Origin of the sequence: Aeromonas bestiarum, assembly GCF_000819745.1 — a bacterium.
In the GTDB taxonomy this organism is placed as follows: Bacteria; Pseudomonadota; Gammaproteobacteria; order Enterobacterales; family Aeromonadaceae; genus Aeromonas; species Aeromonas bestiarum.
The window spans coordinates 52,444-69,695 of the sequence record NZ_CDDA01000015.1; the positions used below are offsets into that span (position 1 = coordinate 52,444).

General features: G+C 60.6%; 12 protein-coding genes. 2 read left to right on the forward strand and 10 right to left on the reverse strand.

Annotation, left to right across the window (positions count from 1 at the left end; translation table 11 throughout):
* Positions 1–124 precede the first annotated feature (124 nt).
* On the forward strand, positions 125–4,042 hold the full coding sequence (gene purL, locus BN1118_RS07515) for a phosphoribosylformylglycinamidine synthase (RefSeq protein ID WP_043555299.1): 3,918 nt from the start codon (positions 125–127) through the stop codon (positions 4,040–4,042).
* 67 nt (positions 4,043–4,109) lie between these two features.
* Here the strand turns inward: purL and BN1118_RS07520 are convergent, their stop codons facing one another.
* Genes BN1118_RS07520 through BN1118_RS21620 form a run of 4 tightly spaced genes read right to left on the reverse strand, consistent with a single transcriptional unit; the run spans position 4,110 to position 8,566 of the window.
* A complete protein-coding gene (locus BN1118_RS07520) occupies positions 4,110–5,651 on the reverse strand; it encodes an HD domain-containing phosphohydrolase (RefSeq protein WP_043555301.1) in 1,542 nt (513 codons plus the stop codon).
* 18 nt (positions 5,652–5,669) lie between these two features.
* Positions 5,670–7,103 carry an HD domain-containing phosphohydrolase gene (locus tag BN1118_RS07525; RefSeq protein ID WP_043555303.1) on the reverse strand — a complete coding sequence of 478 codons (1,434 nt, stop codon included), beginning with the start codon at positions 7,101–7,103 and terminating at the stop codon, positions 5,670–5,672.
* Positions 7,100–8,230 carry an FIST signal transduction protein gene (locus BN1118_RS07530; RefSeq protein ID WP_043555304.1) on the reverse strand — a complete coding sequence of 377 codons (1,131 nt, stop codon included), beginning with the start codon at positions 8,228–8,230 and terminating at the stop codon, positions 7,100–7,102. Before BN1118_RS07530 ends, BN1118_RS07525 begins: the two co-directional genes overlap by 4 nt.
* A 60-nt stretch (positions 8,231–8,290) precedes the next feature.
* On the reverse strand, positions 8,291–8,566 hold the full coding sequence (locus BN1118_RS21620; RefSeq protein ID WP_156994846.1) for a hypothetical protein: 276 nt from the start codon (positions 8,564–8,566) through the stop codon (positions 8,291–8,293).
* Positions 8,567–8,748: 182 nt separating this feature from the next.
* Here BN1118_RS21620 and BN1118_RS21085 point away from each other — a divergent pair, with 182 nt between their 5' ends.
* Positions 8,749–10,644, forward strand: a complete 1,896-nt coding sequence (locus BN1118_RS21085; RefSeq protein WP_244463587.1) for a M6 family metalloprotease domain-containing protein — start codon at positions 8,749–8,751, stop codon at positions 10,642–10,644.
* Between the two features lie 196 nt (positions 10,645–10,840).
* On the opposite strand, the gene nuoN is transcribed toward BN1118_RS21085, so the two are convergent.
* The 6 genes from nuoN to nuoI form a co-directional block, all read right to left on the reverse strand.
* The gene (gene nuoN / locus BN1118_RS07540) at positions 10,841–12,304 is read right to left on the reverse strand and encodes an NADH-quinone oxidoreductase subunit NuoN (protein WP_043136710.1); all 1,464 of its coding nucleotides are present in this window, start codon (positions 12,302–12,304) and stop codon (positions 10,841–10,843) included.
* Between the two features lie 61 nt (positions 12,305–12,365).
* Positions 12,366–13,886 carry an NADH-quinone oxidoreductase subunit M gene (gene nuoM, locus BN1118_RS07545; RefSeq protein WP_043555308.1) on the reverse strand — a complete coding sequence of 507 codons (1,521 nt, stop codon included), beginning with the start codon at positions 13,884–13,886 and terminating at the stop codon, positions 12,366–12,368.
* A 78-nt stretch (positions 13,887–13,964) separates the two neighbouring features.
* Positions 13,965–15,812: an NADH-quinone oxidoreductase subunit L gene (nuoL, locus tag BN1118_RS07550; protein ID WP_043136704.1), complete on the reverse strand. Its 1,848-nt coding sequence runs from the start codon at positions 15,810–15,812 to the stop codon at positions 13,965–13,967.
* Positions 15,809–16,117: an NADH-quinone oxidoreductase subunit NuoK gene (gene nuoK, locus BN1118_RS07555; protein WP_042034381.1), complete on the reverse strand. Its 309-nt coding sequence runs from the start codon at positions 16,115–16,117 to the stop codon at positions 15,809–15,811. Before nuoK ends, nuoL begins: the two co-directional genes overlap by 4 nt.
* Positions 16,114–16,677 carry an NADH-quinone oxidoreductase subunit J gene (gene nuoJ / locus BN1118_RS07560; RefSeq protein ID WP_043555311.1) on the reverse strand — a complete coding sequence of 188 codons (564 nt, stop codon included), beginning with the start codon at positions 16,675–16,677 and terminating at the stop codon, positions 16,114–16,116. Before nuoJ ends, nuoK begins: the two co-directional genes overlap by 4 nt.
* Before the next feature lie 10 nt (positions 16,678–16,687).
* Positions 16,688–17,230, reverse strand: coding sequence for an NADH-quinone oxidoreductase subunit NuoI (nuoI, locus tag BN1118_RS07565; RefSeq protein WP_043136700.1), 543 nt, complete (start codon positions 17,228–17,230; stop codon positions 16,688–16,690).
* Positions 17,231–17,252 lie beyond the last annotated feature (22 nt).

A 17,252-nucleotide genomic window follows, 5' to 3' on the forward strand; every position in this document is an offset into this window, starting at 1 on the left:
CCAGAGAGTGTGCACCGAGTCACACTTGGCAAATCAAGAAAAACGTTTGTCCGGCGTCGGCCTGATCCCTATAATACGCGCGTCTCAATTCCCCCCCACTTTAACACTTGGTGAGAAAGGTCATATGGATATCTTGCGTGGTGCCCCAGCACTGTCTGATTTTCGTGTCCAAAAACTGCTGCAACGCTTCGCACAGATGAGAAAGGAGAGTGGAGTAGAGAGCGGAGTAGAGATAGAGGATGTCTATGCCGAATATGTGCACTTCGCCGAGCTCTCGAGCCCGCTGTCACCGCCCGAGCGAGCGACATTGGGCCAGCTTCTGCGCTACGGCCCGACCATCCCCGAACACACCCCCAGCGGTCAGCTGTTTCTCGTTACCCCCCGCCCCGGCACTATCTCCCCCTGGTCTTCCAAAGCAACCGACATAGCCCACAACTGCGGCCTGACCCAGGTCAAGCGGCTGGAGCGCGGCATCGCCTATTACGTGCAGGCCAAGGGCGGATTGACCCAGGCCCAGTGCGCGGACGTTGCCGCCGTGCTGCACGATCGCATGATGGAAGTGGTGTTTGGCGAGATGAACGAGGCAGCCGCCCTGTTTGCCCACCAGGCGCCGCGCCCCTTCACCCAGGTGGATGTGCTGGCCGGTGGTCGCAGTGCGCTGGCCTCGGCCAACGTGGCGCTCGGTCTGGCGCTGGCCGATGACGAAATCGACTATCTGGTGGATAACTTCACCAAGCTTGGTCGCAACCCCAACGACATCGAGCTCTACATGTTTGCCCAGGCGAACTCCGAGCACTGTCGTCACAAGATCTTCAACGCCGACTGGACCATAGACGGTGAACAGCAGCCCAAGTCGCTGTTCAAGATGATCAAGAACACCTTCGAGCAGACGCCGGATCATGTCCTGTCTGCCTATAAAGACAACGCCGCCGTGATGGAAGGCAGCCAGGGTGGCCGCTTCTTCCCGAGCCCTGCCAGCGGTGAGTACCAGTATCATCAGGAGCGCGTCGATATCCTGATGAAGGTGGAGACCCACAACCACCCGACCGCCATCTCCCCCTTCCCGGGGGCCGCCACCGGCTCCGGCGGCGAGATCCGCGACGAGGGCGCAACCGGCCGTGGTGCCAAGCCCAAGGCGGGTATGGTGGGTTTCACCGTCTCCAACCTGCGCATCCCCGGTTTCGAGCAGCCCTGGGAGCAGGACTTTGGCAAACCGAGCCGCATCGTCAGCGCCTTTGACATCATGCAGGAGGGGCCGCTCGGCGGCGCCGCCTTCAACAACGAATTCGGTCGTCCGGCCATTCTCGGCTACTTCCGCACCTTCGAAGAGGAGGTGCCGAGCCACAACGGCGTCGAGGTGCGCGGCTATCACAAGCCCATCATGCTGGCGGGCGGGATAGGCAACATCCGCACCGAGCACGTCCAGAAGGGGGAGATCCCGGTCGGGGCTGCCCTCATAGTGCTGGGTGGCCCGGCCATGAACATAGGTCTGGGGGGCGGCGCCGCATCGAGCATGGCCTCCGGTCAGTCGGCCGAAGATCTCGACTTTGCCTCGGTCCAGCGTGACAACCCCGAGATGGAACGCCGTTGCCAGGAGGTGATCGATCGCTGCTGGCAGCTGGGGGACGACAACCCCATCGTCTTCATCCATGACGTGGGGGCCGGTGGTCTCTCCAACGCCATGCCGGAGCTGGTCAATGACGGTGAGCGCGGCGGTCGTTTCGATCTGCGCGCCATCCAGAGCGACGAGCCTGGCATGAGCCCGCTGGAGATCTGGTGCAACGAGTCCCAGGAGCGTTACGTGCTGGCAGTGGCGCAGGACAAGCTGCCGCTGTTCAAGGCGCTGTGCGAGCGTGAGCGCGCGCCCTATGCCGTTATAGGCACCGCCACCGAAGAGAAGCATCTCACCCTCTCTGACAGCCACTTTGACAACCAGCCCATCGACCTGCCGCTGGACGTGCTGCTGGGCAAGGCGCCCAAGATGCACCGTGACGTTGTCACCCTGCCTGCTCAGGGCAAGCCGTTGCAGCTCGATGGCACCACTCTTTCCGAGGCGGCCGAGCGGGTACTGCGTCTGCCGACCGTGGCGGAGAAATCCTTCCTCATCACCATAGGTGATCGCAGCGTGACCGGTCTGGTCAACCGTGACCAGATGGTCGGCCCCTGGCAGATCCCGGTAGCCGATTGCGCCGTCACCGCCGCCACCTACGACGGCTATCATGGCGAGGCCATGTCCATGGGCGAGCGCACCCCGGTGGCGCTGCTCTCCCATGCCGCGTCGGCCCGCATGGCGGTGGCCGAAGCGCTCACCAACCTGGCACCGGCCCACATCGGATCGCTCAAGCGGGTCAAGCTCTCCGCCAACTGGATGTCCGCAGCCGGCCATCCGGGTGAGGATGCCGGCCTCTATGAGGCGGTCAAGGCGGTGGGTGAGGAGCTCTGCCCGGCCCTTGGCATCACGATCCCGGTCGGCAAGGACTCCATGTCCATGAAGACCCGCTGGCAGCAGGATGGCAAGGAACAGAGCGTCACCTCGCCGCTCTCCCTGCTCATCACCGCCTTTGCCCGGGTCGAGGATGTGCGCAATACCGTCACTCCGCAACTGCGTACCGATCTCGGTGAGACCGACCTTATCCTCATCGATCTTGGCAACGGCAAGCAGCGTCTCGGCGCCTCCGCCCTGGCCCAGGTCTACCGCCAGCTGGGGGACAAGGCGCCGGATCTCGACAATCCGGTGCAGCTGAAGGGCTTCTTCAACGCCATTCAGGCGCTGGTGGCCGATCGCAAACTGATCGCCTATCACGACAGATCCGACGGCGGTCTCTTCGTTACCCTGACCGAGATGGCCTTCGCCGGTCACTGCGGGCTCGATATCCAGCTTGACCGCATCGGTGGCGAGCTGTTGCCTGCGCTGTTCAACGAGGAGCTGGGTGCCGTCATCCAGGTGCGTCGCGACGACAAGGAAGCCGTGATGACACTGTTGGCCGGTCACGGCCTGGCCGCCTGCTCCCACGTGCTGGGCACGGTGCGCGAGGGGGATCTCATCACCCTGCAGCGCGCGGGCCAGGAAGTGTATCGCGCCAGCCGCACTGCGCTTCGCACCCTCTGGGGCGAGACCAGCTGGCAGATGCAGCGTCTGCGCGACAACCCGGCGTGCGCCGATCAGGAACATGCCGCCCGTCAGGACGCCACGGATCCGGGTCTGCAGGCCAAACTGAGCTACAACCCGTCCGACGACGTGGCTGCGCCCTATATCGCCCGCGGGGTATCCCCCCGTCTGGCGGTGCTGCGCGAGCAGGGGGTCAACTCCCACGTGGAGATGGCGGCGGCGTTTGATAGGGCCGGCTTTGCGGCGGTGGATGTGCATATGAGTGACATCCTCAGCGGCCGGATCAAGCTGGAAGAGTTCCAGAGCCTGGTGGCCTGTGGCGGCTTCTCCTACGGCGACGTGCTGGGGGCCGGTGAGGGTTGGGCCAAGTCCATCCTGTTCAACGACAACGCCCGCGAGCAGTTCCAGCGCTTCTTCGAGCGTGGCGACACCCTCTCCTTGGGCGTGTGCAACGGCTGCCAGATGATGTCCAACCTGCGCACCCTGATCCCGGGAGCCGATCTGTGGCCGCGTTTCGTGCGCAACCGCTCCGAGCGTTTCGAGGCGCGCTTCAGTCTGGTGGAGGTGCAGGAGTCACCGTCTGCCTTCTTCGCCGGCATGGCTGGTTCAGTGATGCCCATTGCCGTCTCCCACGGGGAAGGGCGAGTGGAGGTGCGTGATGCCGCTCACCTGAGCGCGTTGCAAGCCAGTGGTCTGGTGGGACTGCGCTTCGTGGACAACCGCGGCAAGGTCACCGAGCAGTACCCGGCCAACCCGAACGGCTCGCCGGACGGCATCAGCGCCGTGACCACCACAGATGGTCGCGCCACCATCATGATGCCGCACCCGGAGCGGGTGTTCCGCACCGTGGCCAACTCCTGGCACCCGGACAACTGGGGCGAGGACGGTGCCTGGATGCGGATGTTCCGCAACGCCCGGGTGCAACTGGGTTAATCCCGCAGCGCAACCTGCAACAATAAAAAACCGGCCAGCAGGCCGGTTTTTTTATCTCTGCCTCCTGCTAGCCGTTGCCCAGCTCGTGGGGGGTGAAATCCCCCCGATCCAGAATGCGCAGGCAGGCATCCACCACGGCCTCGTCCAGCTGGGCTCCCCGCATCCGTATGATGTGAGCCCTGGCCTGGGGAATGCCGAGGGCGGCGCGGTAGGGTCGATCCGAAGACATGGACTCGACAATGTCGGCCACGGTGAGAATGCGCGCCTCCAGCAAGATCTGATCCCCCACGAGACCCTCTGGATAGCCTGAGCCGTCGAGATACTCATGATGCTGGTGGATCATCTGGGCGATGGGCCAGGGGAAGGCGATGTCCTTGAGGACCTGGTAACCGGCTCCAGGGTGTTCCTTGACCAGATTGAACTCCTGGGGGGTCAGTCTGCCCGGTTTGGTGAGGATGTCGACCGGTACCTGGATCTTGCCGATGTCGTGCACCATGGCCCCCAGATAGAGGCCGCGCAGCTGTTTTTCGCCCAGTACCAGCTCGCGGCCTATGGCCATGGCCAGGGTGGCGACATGTTTCTGGTGACCGGCTGTGTAGGGGTCGCGTTGTTCCAGTACGGCGGCGATGGCACCAAGGGCATCCTCCAGCGCCAGCTCCAGCTGACGGGCATGCAGCACCTTGTCCCGCTGTGCGGCGAGATAGGCCTGTTGAGTGCCACGGGCGTGCAGGCCATAGGCCAGGTAATCGGCCAGCTGGCTGAACAGTCGCACCTCCTCCTCGGTGAAGGCCCTGGCCTGCGGGCTGTGGATGAGCAGGGCGCCCCGCACGCTGGAATGCCACGGCAGCGGGAGCAGCAGGCGGGCCCGCAAGGTGGCCGAGTGATGGACAATCTCGCTCGCCAGTGCTTCGTTGCGTGGTTCGTCATCGCGGATGGCCTGACGCAAGGCAGTATCCCGGGTGAGCCAGCGGTCATTGGCAAACCAGACGGCGTTGCCCGCCTGCGCCAGGATCTGCAGCGCATCCGGCTCCGTGGCCTCCTGCAGCACGGTGACGAGGGGAAAGCGGCCATCGAAGGTGATGGCGTCACAGATCTCCTGCAGCAGCATCTGCTCATCCCCCTGCCCGAGCATGGCATGGTGGGCGCGGCCAATGGCCTCCAGGGTCCAAGTATATTGCAGCAACTGCTCCTGCTGCTGTTTCTTCTCCGTGATGTCATCGAAAAAGACGCCGACGCCGATCACCTGGCCCAGCTCATCGCGCAGGGGAAACTTGGTGGTGCTGAGCCAGCGGGCCTCGCCGCCCTTGAGGTAGGGTTCTTCGTGCCGGTGCGTTGTGCCGTTGGTCATGACCCTGAGATCGTCATCCCGATAGCGCTGGGCCAGCTCGGCCGGGAAAAAATCGGCATCGCACTTGCCGATGATCTGGGCCGGCTCCAGGGCGAGATCATCGGCCAGCAGCCGGTTGCAGGCAGTGAAGACGGAGCGGGTATCCTTGAGCAGGACGCGATAGGGCAGCTGATCCATCACCTGAGCGAAGAGAGGGCCAGCGGGCAACGGCAGCTGGGCGTCGAGCTGATGGCGGGATGAGGGTTCTGGTCTTGAAGTCATCTGTGCTCCTGCGGCTGATCAGCTGGTAGTGAAACGGTAGCCCGCCTGCCACACGGCGAGACAGGCGTTCACCACCTGCTCGTCATAGTGGACGCCGGCATAGCGCGCCAACTGGGCGAAGGCATCGGTCAGCGACATGGCGCGGCGGAAGGGGCGGTGCGCCGTCATGGCAGCCAGCGAGTCCGCTACCCGGATGATCCTGGCTTCCAGACAGATGGCATCACTCTGCAGGCCCTGCGGGTAGCCGCTGCCGTCCATGTTTTCGTGATGCTGCTGCACTATGGTGGCGATGGGCCAGGGGAAATCTATCTGCTGCAGGATGTCACAGCCGGCCTGAGGGTGCAGCTTGATCAGTTCAAACTCCACCGGCCTGAGCTCACGGGGGCGGGTGAGGATTTCGGCCGGGATCTGCAGCAGGCCTATGTTGTGCACCATGGCCGCGAGACCGAGCCCATCCAGCCGCTCCTGTGGCAGTTGCAGGTGTTGACCTATGGCCAGCGCCAGGTCGTGTACGCGCCTTTCATGGCCGGCCGTGCCGGGATCCTTGTGGGCGATGGCGGAGGAGAGCGCCGCTATGGTTTGAAACAGCAAGGTGCGCTGATGCTGCTCGCTCTCCTTGATATGGGTGATATCGACCAGTGCTCCTATGATGCCGGCCACCTTGCCCTGATGGTCATAGAAGAGATCCTTGAAGTTGAGCACCTGATAACGGTGGCCGCTGCGATCGAGCAGACTGTGCTCGAAATATTGCGGTTGCTTGCTGCGCAGTACCTCCATGTCCCGCTGGCTGTACTCGTCCGCCATCTCGGGCGGTAGAATTTCATCCACGCGTTTCCCCAGCAGCTCTGCCTTGCTGATGCCGGTGATCTGGGTAAAGGTCGGGTTGCAACTGATGAAGCGCCCCTCGACGTCCTTGTAGAACACGGGAATGGGGATCGCCTTGAGCAGGGATTCGTTGAAGCGCTGCATGTCCACCAGCTCCGCCTGCTGACGCAGGGCCAGCTGCTCGCTGTCCCGGCACAGCTGGATGGCGCGAGCCAGGTTGCCGAGGATGGGGCTGAACAGGTGGCACAGCTGTTCACCCTCTTGTTCGGCTCTGGGGGAGAGCAGCAGCATGAGGTAGCCCCCTTCGATCCGCAAGCGGTAGGCAAAGGGATAGGGGCGGGAGCCGGGCAGGGGGATGGGGCCGTGCAGGGTGCACTGCTCGCCGCCACTGACCCAGGCGGGCAGCACCAGTGGTTGCCCGTGCTGCTGGATCAACTGCTCGTCCCCGATGGCCTTGACGATCTTGTACTCCCCCTGCGGCAACTGCTGCAGCACGAGACCAACCGGGCAGGCGCAGTGAAACAGAAAGCGTTGCAGCACCTTGGTCAGCAAGGCATCCAGGGTCACCTCGCGTCCGATGCAGAGGGCGAGATCGCAGACGATGGCCATGGCATGGTCGTTGTTCATGACGGCGTTACTCCGTTGCAGAGAATGGCGCCATTGTGGAAGAGGGGATAATCCCCCGCCCGCAAACTGCCAATCTCGCCGAGTGAGAGGGCGCCGACCAGCTCGCGGGCGCCGCTATGGGTAAACAGCGTGCTCAGCTCGAGCTCGCTCTGCTGGCCAAAATGCTGCTGACGGCCGGCGCAGTAATAAAGCTCCAGCGTGTCGACCGGGCCGTGCTGGCGGAGCTTGCCGGCCAGTTCGATGGCATGGGCGGTCGGGCTATGGGGGGCCTTGAGCAGGGTGAGAATGCTGTGATCCGGCACCTCGCCAACACAGAGCAGGGCACCCTCTTCGGTGACTGTGACCGGGATCCTCACGACCACGTCGCCATTGGCCCGCAGCAGACCCAGCGGCAGGTGGACGCCGTACTGATAGAACTGCGCTTGGGTCAGCGTCTGCTGAAATTGTTGCCGGACAAGCGACTGGTAGCGGCTGAAGGCGGGCTCCCAGTCGATGAAGGAAACCTTGTTGCCCTCCGTACTGGTAGCGAGCATGGGCTGGGCCATGAGTTGATAGCCATGCTCCAGCAGGGGATAGCTGTGATGGGGCAGTAGGCTGCAGATGACCGCCTGACTCGTCAGGGTCTGGCTGTCGAACAGGCAGGGCATGGCCTTGAACTGGCCGCTGCCCGCATTGACGCCTGCGTAGTTGACTCTGTCCGCCAGCCTGAGATAGACCCCCTCGAGGATGGAGGCGATGTTGGGGATCATGGCATCGAAGGTCAGAAAGAGGGTGGGGGGGCGGGCCGGATCCGGCCATTGCGCGAGCCGAGGCGCCAGCTGTTCGCAGAGCATGGCGGCAAGCCGGTCTGCATCGTCATTTTGGGGTAACGAGATCAGCCGGGGATCGTGGGATAACGGACGGGGCAGCAGCCAGGCGCCCCTGTCATGAAAACCCTGTCGGCTGATGAGGCGGGGAAAGATGGCGCCGGAAAGCGAAATCGCCAGCTGCCGGCACTCTTGCTGCAGCTCGGCGACACGGTCGATATCCTGTTCGGCCAGCAACACATCGAGTCGACCGCCTCGATAGGGGAGCAGTGCATCGACCAGTGAGCGGGCATCAAAGAGGCAAAAGGAGGGCTGCGTCATGGCTCCTGGCTCCATTCCTGTATCTCATGAATATATCAGCAAGGGGCGGGGTGATGATACTCAGCGGTGACCTGCGATGTGACATAAGTGGTTATAAATACGCATAAAAAAAGAGCTTGCCACCTTGCGGCCGTGATCTTGCTCAACCAGAAACACAAAACCGGCCACCTGGGCCGGTTTTGTGTTTCTGGCAGGGGCGCTACTTAGCGCAGCACCAGGTTCTGGAAGCCCTGCACCAGGCTGATGACGGGTTGGGGTAGATGCCCAGCGCCACCACAGCCGGACTTTGAGCGTCACGTCGATCAGATGGGACTTGCCGATAAGGCCCAATGTCATGGGAATACCTGGGCGATTCCCTGACCTGGGATATAACGCCCCACTTACACAAAAAATGACATGGTTTTGTTTGAATTCACGTCGGTGAATGGTTACACACATCCCAGTTTAAAAATAAAATTTGATCCCCTGGTGAACTGGATATAAGACTTACTCTGCACGGGACTCACAAGGAAGATAAAATGAAAAATGGAAGAGCAGGATGGTTAAATATTTTAACCATCCTAGGGTCAGTAATGTTCACTGTTCAAACGGAGGCTGCAATACCTTATGTCAACTATCATCACACGGTTACGCAGCCGGATGGTTCGACACTTGAGTTGATCCTCAATGGTTCAACTCTTTACGCAGATCAACGTACTAAAGATGGCTATCCGGTTATCTATGACAATACCCTGAAAGGTTACGCTTATGCCAAGCTTTCAGAAAATGAAGAAATGTTTGAGTCGACCGGAGTTCTAGTTACCGAGTCGAATGGTGTTAGCACCAGGTCCATACAGAAGGACACTGATATTCCTCAACATGCCAAGCGTTCTATCGTGCAACGTAACGCCAAGCAATTAAAAATTTTACAATATCAACCCCAGTCACCAAAAATCAGTGGTTTTGCCAATCAATATGCCAATGTAATAGGTAATGTTCGAGGGTTGACCATATTAATTCAGTTTCCTGATGAATCCAGTTCTATTCCACCCAGTGAGGTCATCAACTACACCAACCAAATCGGTTACACAGGCTATGGAAATGCACAATCAATCCGGGACTATTTTCGTGCTGTGTCTGGTAATAAATTAGACTATACCAATACTGTGGTTGGATATTATACGGCCAAGAAATATAAATCCTATTACACAGACCCCACGATAACCTATGGTGCCAGAGCAAGAGAGTTGATAGCCGAAGCTCTGGATTGGCTTGAATACACCGAAGGCTTCGACTTTTCGACCATCTCGAAAGATAGTGACGGCAATATTCGTGGTTTGAACGTGTTCTATTCTGGCAGTACTGGTGGTGGCTGGGCTCAGGGCCTATGGCCTCATCAAGGTGGCTTGAACCGCTGGTGTGCTGATGGGGTCTGTGCATCCAAATACCAGATCTCCAACATGGATAGCAGTTTATCTATCGGGACCTTCATCCACGAGTCAGGACACCTGTTGTTCGGCTGGCCTGATCTTTACGATTACGATGGCAGCTCAGGAGGATCCGCTGGCTCGCACTGCATTATGGGATATGGCGGTGTAACCGGTAACAGACATAAAAAACCAGTTCCACCCAATGGCTACTTTCGCTCACTGAGTGGCTGGGAAACGATCACCGAGCTCAATCCTGCAGTTAATAGCAATGCTCCTTCAGGTCTATTGAGTCACCAGGCTAACAGCAACACACTATACCGCTGGTCCAACCAGAATAAAGCTGGTGAGGCTTTTTATATAGAAACAAGAACTCAAGTCGGGCAAAATCAGTATATGCCAGGTCAAGGTCTGATTGTATGGCATGTTGATCCTAATGGCTCCAATAATAATGAGTGGTATCCATATGTTCAGATGGAGCATGCGGATGGGAATCGTGACCCAGAAAAAAATACTAATCTTGGTGATGCTTATGATATGTATCATGCTTCTGGGCAAGACACTTTCGGTGATACTCAACCCAATGCGCTGTCCAGCCGAGGAACCAATTCACGCTGGTGGAGTGGTGCTGATTCAGGGTTGGAGCTGACTAATATCAGCGCTGTCTCAAGTCAAATGACATTTGACATCGGTGGCAAGGGTAATTCAAATCAAGAGGAAAATTATTCAGGTTATCTGAGTGGGAAGGGCGTTAGTCATATCATTCCGAATGGCAGCTGGTTTCAATATGATGGTGGAACCCTGAGTGGTGTGTTGACCGGCCCCGGCAATGCTGATTTCGATTTGTCACTGGAAAAATGGCAGAATAGTACTTGGATAGCTGTGGCAACATCAACAAGCGTCACCTCGAATGAAGCGATTAACTATGTTGCAAGCAGTGGTTATTATCGGTTTAATGTTTATTCTTATAATGGTGAGGGGAACTATGATTTCACGTTGAGAAAATAGATTCTTGTCATAAATATAAAGGGTCTTAATAAACACATTAATGGAATGTGTCGACTAAAGTCCTATTCTGAATCTGTAGGTTTCATCTGCTGACAATCACATTAATCCGAAACCAGCCAAGCTGGTTTCGGATTTTTTCATCTCTGGAAGATGGCCAATGGTGCCTGACACAAGGGGCATTGGCCATCAGGGCGGGTTAGCGCAAGACCACGTTCTGGAAGCCCTGCACCAGGCTGATGACGGGTTGGGGGTAGATGCCCAGCGCCACCACTATGATGGCGGAGAGCAGGACCACCATGCCGCCCGAGGAGACGGCCCAGTCGGCCTTGGCATCGCGCAGCTGCATGCCGGGTTCCCGCAGATAGAGGGTGACCATGACGCGCAGGTAGTAATAGAGACCCAGGGCACTGCCCAGCACTATGGCGCCGGAGAGCCACCACAGCTTGGCATCGACCGTTACCCCGATGAGATAGAACTTGCCGATGAAGCCCAGCGTCATGGGGATACCCGCGAGCGACAACATCATCACCGTCATGACGGCGGTCAGGTAGGGGCGGTGCCAGAACAGACCACGGTAGCTGTGCAGGGAGTCCGCATCCTTGCCGCGATAGGGGCTGGACATCATGCTGATGACGCCGAAGGCCCCCAGGCTGGTGAACAGGTACATCAGCAGGTAGACGCCGGCCGCTTCCACCGGCATCTGGCCGAGGCGGCTGGCGACGATCACCGCCAGCAGATAACCGAAGTGGGAGATGGAGGAGTAACCCATCATCCGCTTGATGTTGGTCTGCAGCAGGGCCAGCAGGTTGCCGATGACGATGGAGACGACCGCCATGGCGGCCAGCAGCCAGTGGATCATCGGATCCCCCGCCGCAGGCACCGCCAGGTAGAAGCGCAGCAGCACGCAGAACACGGCTATCTTGCTGACGGTGGCCAGGAAGGTGGCCACAGGTGCCGGGGCGCCTTCGTACACGTCAGGTGTCCAGAGGTGGAAGGGGGCCAGGGAGAGCTTGAAGGCAAACCCCACCAGCATCAGTCCCAGACCGCCCATCAGCAGCGGGTGGTGAGCCGGGGTGGTGGCCAGGGTCAGGCCGAGATCGCTGAAGCTCAGGCTACCCGCCTGGGCGTAGAGCAGCGCCATGCCAAACAGCAGGAAGGCGGTGGCGGCGGCGGAGAGCACCATGTACTTGATGCTGGCTTCCAGCGAATGGCGCTCGCGGTAGGCGTAGCCCACCAGACCAAACATGGGCAGGGTCAGCATCTCGATCCCGATGAACAGGGAGGCGAGGTGGCGGGAACCGGCCAGCACCAGGCCGCCGGCGGTGGCGATCAGCAGCAGCAGGTAGAACTCTTCCCGGTTGTCCGGATAGCCCTTGAGCCAGGAGCGACCGAAGGTACAGGTGGCCAGGGCGCCGATGAGCACCAGCCCCATGTAGAAGACGGCGTAGCCGTCTATCTGCAGCAGCGGGGTGACCCCCTGATCACCCTGCGCCATGACGATGGGCAGGGAGAAGAGCGCCAGGTTGAGGCCCGCTATGGTGACGACGAAGGCGGTGTCGTCACAGCGCCGCCAGGCGATGGCCAGCATCAGGGCCAGCATGGCCCCCGTGGTCAGCAGCAGGGGCAACAGGGCCAGCAGTTGAGAAGCTGTGAATGTCATTGCAGTGCTCCTGTAATGGACAAGTAAGGCAACAGGGCCAGCGGTCGGGAAACAGTCAGGTTCATTGCAATGCTCCAGCGGACGGCAGTGCGTACCAGTGCAGCACGCTCATCAGGCTGCTGCCTGCGGTATCGAGCACCGGCTGGGGATAGACACCGAGCAGCACCAGCAGACCGGCGATTGTCAGCATCATGGCCAGCTCGCGGCTGTCCAGTCCCTTGAGTACCTTCTCGTCCTTGGGCGCGCCGAAGCAGGCACGTTGCAGCATGATGAGGGAGTAGACGGATGCCAGCACCAGACCGAAGGTGGCGATGATTGTGATGATGGGAGCGACCTGGAAGCTGCCGATGAGGATCAGGAACTCGCCGACGAAGTTGCCGGTACCCGGCATGCCAAGGGAGGCCACCGAGAAGAACAGCATGACGCCGGGCAGGTAGCGCAACCGGCCCCACAGGCCGCCCATCAGGCGCAGATCACGGGTGTGCAGCCGCTCGTAGAGCTGGCCGCACAGGATGAAGAGGCCGGCGGCGGAGAGGCCGTGGGCTATCATCTGCACCACGGCGCCTTGCAGCGCCAGCTCGCTACCCGAGTAGATGGCGATCATCACGAAGCCCATGTGGGAGATGCTGGTGTAGGCCACCAGCCGCTTGATGTCGGTCTGGGCGAACGCCACTATGGCGCCGTAAACGATGCCGACCAAGCCCAGCAGCATGGCGTAGGGGGCGAACTCGGCGGAGGCCTCCGGGAACAGCGGCAGGGCGAAGCGCAGCAGACCGTAGGCGGCGGTTTTCAGCAAGATACCGGCCAGGTCCACCGAGCCTGCGGTCGGCGCCTGACTGTGGGCATCCGGCAGCCAGCCGTGCAGCGGCACCAGCGGCATCTTGACCGCGAAGGCGATGAAGAAGCCCAGCATCAACAACCACTGGACGCCCTTGCTCATCGGGGTGTTGAGCAAGTCCTGATAGTCAAAGGTGAACACGCCGGTGGCGGCGTGGTGGGTCAGCACCAGACCCAGGATGGCGACCAGCATGATGAGGCCGCTGACCTGGGTGTAGATGAAGAACTTGGTGGCCGCGTTGATCCTGGACTTGCCGTCGGTGACCGAGTGGCCCCACAGCGCGATCAGGAAGTACATGGGGACCAGCATCATCTCCCAGAAGAAGAAGAACAGGAACAGATCCAGCGCCATGAAGACGCCGAGCACGCCCCCCAGGATCCAGAGCAGGTTGAGGTGGAAGAAGCCGATGCGCTGCACGATTTCCTTCCAGGAACAGAGGATGGCCAGCACGCCGATGAAGCAGGTGAGCATCACCATCAAGAGCGACAAGCCATCCACCGCCAGATGCAGGGATATGCCGAAGCGAGGGATCCAGGGCAACTGCAGTTCGGCGGCCCAGGCGGACACGCCCGTCTGGGTTGCAAGGGAAAAGTCACCGCTCCACCAGATGGCGCCGGAGAGCAGCAGGCAGGCGCTCATGGACAGCAGGGCGACCCAGCGCACGAAGTATTCACCGAAGCGCTCGGTCTGCCAACAGAGCAGACCGCCGATGAAGGGTATTAACAAGATCCAGAGTAAGGTCACGATATCAGCTCTCGTCTATGTTCTAGTCACTGTGCAGGCCCGTGGGCTTGCTGCGAGTTCAGGGGCTGCATCACGGGATCAGCCGAGCAGCAGCAGGGCCAGGATCAGGGCGGCGCCCATCCCCATGGAGGCTGCATACCAGCGCAACTTGCCGGAAACGGTCCAGGCCAACAGCTGGTGGCCACTCTGTGCCAGCCAGGCCGGCAGGTTCATCATCCAGTCCAGCGGATCCTTGCCGAGCAGACGGGTGCTGAGCAGGTAGGGTTTGACCCACAGCTGATCGTACAACCAGTCAAAGCCCCAGGCATTGAACCAGAGGGTGCTGAGCAGACGGCCAGGCGCGCTATTCGCCACGCTGGTGGCCAGTCGACGCTCACCCAGGAACAGGAAGGCGGCCAGGGCTATGCCCGCGATGGCGACTATGCCGGAGGCTATTTCCAGCGCATGACGACCCGCTTCTATGTGATCTCCCGGACCGGCCGGCAGTACTCCAGCCAGCGGCGGCACTATCAGGGCCCCGATGCCGGTGGAGAGCACCAGCAGGACCAGCAGCGGCAGCTGGTGGGCCAGGCCGTGGCCGGCGTGGGCCTCGGTCTGCACCTTGCCGTGGAAGGCGATGAAGATGAGGCGGAAGGTGTAGAGGGAGGTCAGGAAGGCCCCCACCAGACCGGCCCACAATAGTGTGGTCTGGCCGGATGCCTGCACCTGCCACAGGATGGCGTCTTTACTGTAGAAACCGGCCGTGACCAGCGGCAGCGCGGCCAGCGCCGAGCCCCCCACCAGGAAGCAGGCATAGACCAGCGGCAGACTCTTGCGCAGGCCTCCCATCTTGAAGATGTTCTGCTCGTGGTGGGTCGCGACTATGACGGCACCGGCGGAGAGGAACAAGAGCGCCTTGAAGAAGGCGTGGGTCATCAGGTGGAAGATGGCCCCTTCCCAGGCGCCAACCCCGAGGGCCAGGAACATGTAGCCTATCTGGCTCATGGTGGAGTAGGCCAGGATCCGCTTGATGTCGGTTTGTACCAGGGCTGCAAAACCCGCCAGCACCAGGGTGATGGCACCGACCAGTGCCACCAGATGCAGGATCTCGGGGGCCAGCAGGAAGAGGCCGTGGGTACGGGCGATGAGATAGACACCGGCGGTCACCATGGTCGCGGCGTGGATCAGGGCAGAGACAGGTGTCGGGCCCGCCATGGCATCCGCCAGCCAGGTTTGCAGCGGCAGCTGGGCCGATTTACCGACCGCGCCGCCGAGCAGCATCAGGCAGGCGAACGACAGGGCAGGGGAACCCTCGGCGAACATCGCGGGCGCGCGCACCAGCAGCTCATGGATGTTGAGGGTGCCCAGCTCCCGGTAGAGGACGAACAGGCCGATGGCGAGGAAGACGTCGCCGACCCGGGTCACCACGAATGCCTTGAGGGCGGCCGCCCCGTTGGCCGGGTTGCGGTAGTAGAAGCCGATCAGCAGGTAGCTGCACAGCCCCACCCCTTCCCAGCCGAGGTAGACGAACAGCAGGTCATCGGCCAGCACCAGGAACACCATGCTGGCGATGAACAGGTTGGTGTAAGTGAAGAAGCGGGAATAGCCCTCTTCTCCGCGCATGTACCAGGAGGCGAACAGGTGGATGAAGAAACCCACCCCGGTCACCACCCCCAGCATGGTCAGCGACAGGCCGTCCAGTGCCAGGCGGAAGGTGGGATTGAAGCTGCCCACCGACATCCATTGCCACAGGGTCTGGGTGTAGACACCGCCGACCGGCATGGTATTGAGGAAATCGATGCCGACCCACAGGGTGGTGAGGGCCGACAACCCTATGCTGCCGACGCCGATCAGTGCCGAGCTGCGCTCGCCGAAACGGCCAAGGGAGAAGGCCAGCACCAGCCATCCCAGCAGCGGGAATAGAAAAGTCAGGTATAAGAGGCTCATCCGCGCATCTCACTCACAGTGTCCACATTGAGGGTGTGGTAACGACGATAGAGCAGCAGTAACAGGGCCAGGCCTATACTGGCCTCCGCTGCCGCCAGAGAAATCACCAGTATGTACATGATCTGGCCATCGGCCTGGGCCCAGCGGCTGCCAGCCACCACGAACGCCAGCGCGGACGCATTCATCATGATCTCGATACTCATGAGGATAAACAGCAAGTTACGGCGGATCAGCAGACCGCACAAACCGATGCAAAACAGCACGGCGGCCAGCAGCAGACCGTGTTCCATGGGGATGCCACTCATTGCTGACCTCCTTCTTGAGATGGACTTGGTGCTGGGCGCACGGCAGTTTTGGGAACGGAAAGCACTTCTCCGCTCTTGTCTTCACGGCCCAGGTGGTAGGCGGTCACCAGACCCGCCAGCAGCAGGATGGAAGCGAGCTCCACCGCCAGCACGTAAGGGCCGAACAGGGCGATGCCGACCTCTTTCGCACTGACGTCGGTCAGACCAAGCTGACCCCCTGTCACGCCGAGAATGCCGTAGGCCAGAAAGCCCAGCAGGACGAGAGAGAGCAGGCCCGGACCCACCCAGGTGGTGGGGGTGAGCCAGTTCTTCTCCTGATCCTGGGACGATCCCAGGTTCAGCATCATCACCACGAACACGAACAACACCATGATGGCGCCCGCGTAGACGATCACCTGCAGGGCACCCGCGAAGGAGGCACCCAGACAGAAGAAGATCATGGCCACGGCGATGAGCGAAATAATGAGATTGAGCAGCGCATGCATGGGATTGCTGGTGCTGATCACCCGCAGCGTGCTGTAAACGGCTACCAGGGCCGCGGCATAAAATGCCAGTTCCATGATTGACTCCTCAGGGCAGCAGGCTCTTGACATCGATAGGTTTGGCTTCGTGCTCGGCATCCCCTTTCGGCTTGCCGTCGATGGCCATACCGCTCATGCGATAGAAGTTGTAATCCGGGTATTTGCCGGGCCCGCTGATCAGCAAGTCTTCCTTCTCGTACACCAGATCCTGGCGGCGGTATTCGCCCATCTCGAAATCCGGCGTCAGCTGGATGGCGGTGGTGGGGCAGGCCTCTTCGCACAGGCCGCAGAAGATGCAGCGGGAGAAGTTGATGCGAAAGAACTCAGGATACCAGCGACCATCGTCCCGCTCCGCTTTCTGCAGCGAGATGCAGCCGACCGGGCAGGCCACGGCGCAGAGGTTGCAGGCCACGCAGCGCTCGTCGCCGTCCGGGTCGCGGGTCAGCACGATGCGGCCACGGAAACGGGGGGCGGCATAGACAGCCTCTTCCGGGTAACTCAGAGTTTCGCGTGGTCGCCAGGCATGGGAAAACACCATGCCCAGACTGCGAAGTTGGGTACCGACACCCTTGATTATGCTAACAATTTTCATAGTCGTGCCTCACTGCACATTC